The sequence below is a fragment of the Nocardia farcinica genome, assembly GCF_029867845.1.
GTDB classification, from domain to species: Bacteria; Actinomycetota; Actinomycetes; order Mycobacteriales; family Mycobacteriaceae; genus Nocardia; species Nocardia farcinica_A.
In genome coordinates this window covers 1-6,566 of sequence record NZ_JARWRU010000474.1, presented here as the reverse complement: position 1 = coordinate 6,566, position 6,566 = coordinate 1, and the positions used below count along the sequence as shown (strand labels likewise).

General features: G+C 72.0%; 6 protein-coding genes and 1 pseudogene. 3 read left to right on the top strand and 4 right to left on the bottom strand.

What is annotated here, in order from left to right:
* Window positions 1-224 precede the first annotated feature (224 nt).
* Together QH283_RS10180 and QH283_RS10175 are read right to left on the bottom strand one after the other, a co-directional pair.
* Entirely contained in the window at window positions 225-1,022 is a 798-nt protein-coding gene (locus tag QH283_RS10180; RefSeq protein ID WP_280502769.1) for an Fpg/Nei family DNA glycosylase, read from the bottom strand.
* 52 nt (window positions 1,023-1,074) lie between these two features.
* Complete coding sequence (locus QH283_RS10175; protein WP_280502768.1) at window positions 1,075-1,548, bottom strand: ribose-5-phosphate isomerase; 474 nt, start codon at window positions 1,546-1,548, stop codon at window positions 1,075-1,077.
* A 283-nt stretch (window positions 1,549-1,831) separates the two neighbouring features.
* On the opposite strand from QH283_RS10175, the gene QH283_RS10170 reads away from it, so the two are divergent.
* The gene (locus QH283_RS10170) at window positions 1,832-2,701 is read left to right on the top strand and encodes a M48 family metallopeptidase (RefSeq protein WP_280502770.1); all 870 of its coding nucleotides are present in this window, start codon (window positions 1,832-1,834) and stop codon (window positions 2,699-2,701) included.
* Between the two features lie 36 nt (window positions 2,702-2,737).
* Here the strand turns inward: QH283_RS10170 and QH283_RS10165 are convergent, their stop codons facing one another.
* Window positions 2,738-3,382, bottom strand: coding sequence for a DsbA family protein (locus QH283_RS10165; protein ID WP_280502767.1), 645 nt, complete (start codon window positions 3,380-3,382; stop codon window positions 2,738-2,740).
* Window positions 3,383-3,669: 287 nt separating this feature from the next.
* Here QH283_RS10165 and QH283_RS10160 point away from each other — a divergent pair, with 287 nt between their 5' ends.
* Window positions 3,670-4,893 (top strand): NAD(P)/FAD-dependent oxidoreductase, encoded by a 1,224-nt coding sequence (locus QH283_RS10160; RefSeq protein WP_280502766.1) that lies wholly within the window; start codon window positions 3,670-3,672, stop codon window positions 4,891-4,893.
* A gap of 102 nt (window positions 4,894-4,995) precedes the next feature.
* On the opposite strand, the gene QH283_RS10155 is transcribed toward QH283_RS10160, so the two are convergent.
* Complete coding sequence (locus QH283_RS10155; RefSeq protein WP_280502765.1) at window positions 4,996-6,207, bottom strand: cytochrome P450; 1,212 nt, start codon at window positions 6,205-6,207, stop codon at window positions 4,996-4,998.
* A 110-nt stretch (window positions 6,208-6,317) separates the two neighbouring features.
* Here QH283_RS10155 and QH283_RS10150 point away from each other — a divergent pair.
* Window positions 6,318-6,566, top strand: a pseudogene (locus QH283_RS10150) (hypothetical protein); the annotation flags it as partial.

Sequence of the window (6,566 nt, the reverse complement as noted above, 5' to 3'; positions counted from 1 at the left end):
GTCCACACGGTGAGGGGGTCGCGGGCGGGGGGGGCCGGGTAAGCCGCCGTGACCAAAATTGCCCCCGGGGGGGGGGAGCGGCGCAATTGGTGGGCGGGGGCGCCCCCGGTGGGGGGGGCGGGGGGGGTGGGGGGCGGGGGGGGCGGGGTGGTGGGCGGGGGGGGGGGGGCTATGGGGGGTGGCTTATATCGCCGGGGGGGCGACCGGGCGTCGGGAGCGGCGGGTCAGCGCGGCTGACAGCCGGGGCACCAGAACAGGTTCCGGCCCTCCAGCACCGCGTGGGCAACCGCTGTGCCGCACACCCGGCAGGGCTCGCCCGGTCTGCGGTAGACGTAGGTGCGCGGCCGGTCCGGCGCGTAGGACGGCTCGCCGTGGTCGTGTTCGGGCCGCACCACGTGCATGCGCCCGGTGGCCACCCCCACCGGCATGAGGTCGACCAGGTCGGCCCAGATCGCCTTCCACTCCTCGGCCGCCAGCTCGACACCGGGACGGTAGGGCGAGATGCCGTGGCGGAACAGCACTTCCGCGCGATAGACGTTGCCGACGCCCGCGACGACCTTCTGGTCCATCAGCAGCGCCCCGATCGGCCTGCGGGAGCGGCTGATCCGCCGCCAGGCCTGCTCGGGATCGGCGTCCGCGCGCAGCGGATCGGGCCCGAGCCGAGCCAGCAGGGCGTCGACCTGCGGCGCGAGCAGCACCTCGCAGGCGGCCGGGCCGCGCAGATCGGTGCCGTGCCCGGCGCCGATCAGCCGCATCCGCACCGCCCCGACCGGCGGCCCCATCGGGGCCGGGGCGTCGTGGAACGCCCCGTACAGGCCGAGGTGGACGTGCACGGTCAGGCCGTTGTCGTAGTGGTGCAGCAGGTGCTTGCCGTGCGCCGTTGCGTCGTCGAGCCGACGCCCGTCGACCAGCGCGGCGCCCTCGGCGAAGCGGCCCTGCGGGCTGGACACCCGCACCGGCCCGCCGGCGAACAGCTCACGGTGCCGCCGGGCGAGCCGGTGCAGGGTGTGCCCTTCGGGCATGGTGATCCCCCGGGTCTGACGAGAGCGAGTCGGACGAACCGAGCCGGCGGGCTCAGTAGGCGGGCACCTCGGGGGCCTCGCCGGTCTTCTCGTATTCGGCGAGGATGTCGATGCGACGCTGGTGGCGCGGCTCCTGCGACCACGGGGTGGCGAGGAACGCGTCGACGATGGCCAACGCCTCCTCGGTGGAGTGCATGCGGCCGCCGATGCCGATGAGCTGGGCATTGTTGTGCTCGCGGGCCAGCTTGGCGGTCTCGACGCTCCAGGCGAGGGCACATCGGGCGCCGGGCACCTTGTTGGCGGCGATCTGCTCGCCGTTGCCGGAACCGCCGAAGACCAGGCCGAGGCTGCCCGGATCGGCGACGGTGCGGCGAGCGGCCTCGATGCAGAAGGCCGGGTAGTCGTCCTGGGCGTCGTATTCCAGCGCGCCGCAGTCCACGACATCGTGGCCCGCCTGCTCGAGATGAGCCTTGACGTGGTTCTTCAGTTCGAAACCGGCATGGTCGGCACCAAGGTATACGCGCATGGCTGCGATTGTCGCAGGTCGCCACGGGCCCGCTGCCAGGGGGACCAGCCCCGCATAGGGTCGGTTCATGCAGTCGCCCGAACCGACACCGCAGCCGTCAGGCGGTCCACTCGATCCCTACGCGCCCCCGCCCGGGTGGGGCGCGCCGCCCGTGACACCGCCGGTGTCGCAGGCACATCTGTCCCATCAGCATCAGCACCAGCACCCGGGCGCTCCCCCGTATCAGGCCGGATCGCCCGTGCCGCCGCCGCGGGGCGGGCCGCGCGGGCTGGCGCCGTGGGGCATGCCCGCCCGGCACAGCTGGGAGATCCCGCTGCTGGTGCTGGTGGTGCTGTGCACCGTGCTGGCCTATCTGATCGCGCTGATCCTGTTCGTCGCCGCGATCGCGGAGGGCATCACACCCGGCGACTATCTGCTGTTGCTGGTCTTCGCGCCTGCGCTGGTGTGGGCGGGGCGCGGCATCAACTACGCCTCGCAGCGGGTGAACGGGGTGAAGATGTCACCGACCCAGTTCCCCGAGGGCCATCGCATGGTGGTGGAGGCGGCGCAGCGCTTCGGCATGAAGACGGTGCCCGACGCCTATGTGGTGCTGGGCAACGGCCAGATCAACGCATTCGCCTCCGGGCACGGCTTCCGGCGTTTCGTGGTGGTCTACAGCGATCTGTTCGAGGTGGGCGGTCAGGCGCGCGAACCCGACGCGCTGGCGTTCATCATCGGCCACGAGGTGGGCCACATCGCGGCCGGGCACGTCTCCTACTGGCGGCAGCTCGGCATGTTCCTCGTGCCGTTCCTGCCGATCCTCGGCTCGTCGCTGAGCCGCTCGCAGGAGTACACCGCCGACAACTACGGCTACTGCCACCGTCCGGCGGGCGCGGTCGCGGCGATGGGCACGCTGGCCGCCGGCAAGTACCTCAACACGAGGGTGGCCTTCGACGAGATGGCCGACCGGGCCGCCACCGAGAAGGGCGGTTTCGTCTGGCTGGTCAACGCGCTGTCCAGCCATCCGGTGCTGACCTGGCGGATGTCGGCACTGCGTGACCGCAGCAGGCACGGCAAGCTGTTCTGGCGGCCCGCCCCGCGACCGGCCGGCGCCGGCCACGGTGCGCCGCCCGCGGCCACACTGCCGAGCGTGCCGCCGAAACCGGTCGGCTGAGTCCGGGTTCCCGGGTGCCCGGGAACCCGTGCGCGCTCAGTCGAAGACCGGGCCCTCGGTGCGGGTGCGCTTGAGCTCGTAGAAGTGCGGGTAGGAGGCCAGCGCCACGACGCCGTCCCACACCTTGCCCGCCTCCTCGCCGCGCGGGATGCGCGAGAGCACCGGACCGAAGAAGGCCACGCCGTTGACGTGGATGGTCGGGGTGCCCACATCGGGGCCGACGGCGTCCATGCCCGCGTGGTGACTGGCGCGCAGCGCCTCGTCGTAGTCGGCGCTGTCGGCGGCCTCGATCAGGTCGGCGGGCAGGCCGAGTTCGGCGAGCGCGTCGACGACCACCGCGCGCAGCGACTCGGCGCGGTCCTCGCGCTCGTACTCGTCCTTGCGCTCGTGGATGCGGGTGCCCATGGCGGTGTAGAGCGGGGCGAGGATCTTGTCGCCGTGCTGCTGGGCGGCGGCGACGGCGACCCGGACCGGACCCCAGGCCGACTTCATCAGCTCGGCGTACTGCTCGGGCAGGTCCCTGCCCTCGTTGAGCACGGCCAGGCTCATGACGTGGAAGCGCGCCTCGATGTCGCGCACCTTCTCGACTTCCAGAATCCAGCGCGAGGTGATCCAGCACCAGGGGCACAGCGGATCGAACCAGAAATCGGCGACGTCTTTCTTCGTGCCCGTGTCGGTCACGTGTCGTTCCTCTCGGTCGGTCGGGCGACGCGGCCGGCACGCGCGCGTCCTTTCTGCCAACCACGGCGCGCGCCGTTTCGTTCCCCGTGCCCGGCTCTCGGTTCCCGTCTCGTTCCCCGGCGGCATCGACACCCACATCGAGTCGGGAAGATCTAGCCGATCGCCGGTATCGCCCGCGGGCTCGGGCGAATGGGCGGCGAACCGGGCTCGCGAATGCCCTGGTGACAGTAGGGTCGTCGGTGACGGATCCCCAGTCGACGAATCCCCAGTCTGCGAAGGAGTTCGCGATGACCTCGGATCGGCGTTTCGTGATCGTGGGCGGCGGTCTCGCCGCGGCAGGACTGGCCAGGGCGCTGCGCGCCGCCGACTTCGACGGTTCGCTGACCCTCGTCGGCGCCGAAGAGCACCTGCCCTACGAGCGGCCCCCGTTGTCCAAGGAATTCCTGCTCGGCAAGAAGCGACTGCCGGACTTCACCGTCGAGGCGGCCCAGTGGTATCGCGACCACCATGTGGACGTGCTGCTCGGCACCGCCGTCACCGGCATCGACCGGTCCGCGAAGACCGTCACGTTGCCCGACCACTCGACGCTGCCCTACGACAAGCTGGCCCTGGCCACCGGCTCGTCCTCGCGCTGGCTGCCCGTGCCCGGCGCGGACGCGCCCAATGTGCACACCCTGCGCACCGTCGACGACGCGCGGGTGCTGGCCGAGTTGCTCGAGCAGCGGGCCGGGTTGGCGATCATCGGGGCGGGCTGGATCGGTATGGAGGTGGCCGCGGCCGCGCGCACCCGCGGGTGCGAGGTGACCGTGGTGGAGACCGCCGAGGTGCCGCTGCTCGGCGCGCTCGGCCCCGAGATGGGCGCGGTCTTCGCCGAACTGCACCGCGAGCACGGCGTCGACCTGCGACTGGGTGCGCGGGTGGCGGAGATCGTCACCGACGAGCACGGCCGCGCGACCGGACTGCGCACGGCCGACGGCATGACGGCGCCCGCCGACGCCGTGCTCATCGCGGTCGGCGCGGAACCCGACATCGAGCTGGCGAAGCAGGCGGGGCTGGCGACAGGCGGCGGCGTGCTGGTCGACGCGGCCCTGCGCACCAGCGATCCCGACATCGTCGCCGTCGGCGACATCGCCGAACAGCAACACCCCCGGCTCGGCACGCGGGTCCGCGTGGAGCACTGGGCGAACGCGCTCAACCAGCCGGAGGTGGCGGCGGCGACCATGCTCGGCCGCGAGGCCGTCTACGACCGGCTGCCGTACTTCTTCACCGACCAGTACGACCTCGGTATGGAGTACACCGGTCACGTGCCGCCCGGCGCCGACGCCAGGGTGGTGGTGCGCGGCGACGCCGCCCGCAGGGAGTTCGTGGCGTTCTGGCTGGACGCGGGCAACCGGGTGCTGGCGGGCATGAATGTCAACGTCTGGGATGTGACCGACCGGATCAAGGAACTCATCACCTCGGGCGATCCCGTCGACCCCTGGCTGCTGGCCGACACCACGCGACCGCTGTGACGACGGCGCGCCCACCGCGCGTCGACGGTCGCAGCCCGCGACGGTTGGCGGCCCGCGACGGTTGACAGCCCGCGACGGTGGCGGCCGCTCGCCGAGGCGGGCTCAGCGCGCGAGCCGGATGCGCAGCACTTCGTAGGTGGGAATGAAGACCTTGCGACGGTAGCGCCGTTCGACGATCTCCCACGGCCGACCGGCCGCGGTGAGCGCTTCGAGCAGCGCGGTGAGTTCGGAGTGGACGAGTTGCGCGCCGAGGCAGAGGTGACGGCCGCCGCCGAACCAGAGCTGGCGGGTCTCGGGGTCGTAATCGCGGGCGATGCTGAACTCCCCGGCGGCGTTGTCGATCGTCCAGGTGAGGATCTTCACGTGCTCGCCCTTGCGCAGATCCCGGTCCACGACGCGGACGTCCGCGGTGACCGAGCGGCCGACGAGATAGGCGGGGCTGGTGACGCGCAGGGTCTCGCGGACCGCGTCCTGCAGCCGGTCGGGGGCGGCGAGCAGGGCACGGTGCTCGCCGGTGTCGTGCATGATCGCGACCATCCTGGTCATGGCGCTGGCGAGGGTGTCGGTGCCCGCCACGGCCATCAGGACGGCCAGCCCGCCCGCGTGCCGCACGTCCAGACCCAGTTCGCGGCAGCGGCCGAGGGTGGTGTCGGGGTCGGCGCGCGCGTAGGCGTCGGGGACGCCCACGGACAGCCTGCCTGCCAGTTCACGGGCGCGGGCCAGCGCGCCGGGGTCGAGGGTGGTTGAGGCCATGGTGCCGAAGCCGAGGTTGACCAGCTCTTCGACGTGGTGGAACAACCGCAGGAACAGCGCGTCCATATCGTCGGTGGGGTCGCCGCCGATGGCCGCCGCGATGTCCTCGGGGCGCAGACCGACCAGATCGGAGACGCTGCGGCCGACGAGGATTCGCGCTCTGGCGGCGATGTCCACGGTCTGTCCCCGCGCGAGCCGGTCGCTCAGGTCACGCAGGTCGGGGCCGATCACCCGCTCGACCAGGGCATCGGTGTGGGCGAGGGTGAACAGGTCGCGCACCGTGGCCCGCAGCGCGGTGTGCCCCGGTCCTTCGAACAGCTCATCGACCCACTCGCCGATCACCTGGGCCCACCAGTGCCCGGCCGCGCCCTCGGAGACGATGCTGAAATGCGTGCTGTCGTTGTAGATCTGGCGGGCCACGCGCGGATCGGCGACGAACCAGCCGAGTCCGGGAACCTTGCGGATCGGGCGCGCGAGCCGCCCAAGCAACAACAGGCCGGGCAGCCAGGGTTGACCGGCGGCGAGTAACGCCAGCTCGTGGCGTCGGGCGGTGCTCCACATCCTGGGTCAATCTACTCGAGCGGTCCCGATTGTGAAAGATCTGTCGTTAGGATCGACGGGATGCGCTGCCGGAGGAGTGCGCATCGTGCTCGGCCCGGAAGTGAACACACATGGTGAGATCCACAATCGAAGCCGTCGGCGCCTATCTGCCCGCCAGGGAGGTGACCACGGCGGAGTTGTTGTCCCGGCTCGATCTCGACGCGCCGCCCGACCTGGAGCGGGCCAGCGGGGTGCGGGCCCGCCGGGTGCGCGGCGCCGCCCCGGGCACCATAACCCAAGCCCACCCCCCCCCCCGTGGGGCCCGGGGCAAATACCCCGAAGCCCCCCCCCCCCCGGGAGTGTTAATATCCAGCGGGGTA

Excerpts from the sequence above, each read along its gene's own strand:
- QH283_RS10180 (WP_280502769.1), bottom strand. The coding sequence starts at position 1,022 with ATGCCCGAAGGGCACACCCTGCACCGGCTCGCCCGGCGGCACCGTGAG.
- QH283_RS10175 (WP_280502768.1), bottom strand. The coding sequence starts at position 1,548 with ATGCGCGTATACCTTGGTGCCGACCATGCCGGTTTCGAACTGAAGAAC.
- QH283_RS10170 (WP_280502770.1), top strand. The coding sequence starts at position 1,832 with ATGCCCGCCCGGCACAGCTGGGAGATCCCGCTGCTGGTGCTGGTGGTG.
- QH283_RS10160 (WP_280502766.1), top strand. The coding sequence starts at position 3,670 with ATGACCTCGGATCGGCGTTTCGTGATCGTGGGCGGCGGTCTCGCCGCG.
- QH283_RS10155 (WP_280502765.1), bottom strand. The coding sequence starts at position 6,207 with ATGTGGAGCACCGCCCGACGCCACGAGCTGGCGTTACTCGCCGCCGGT.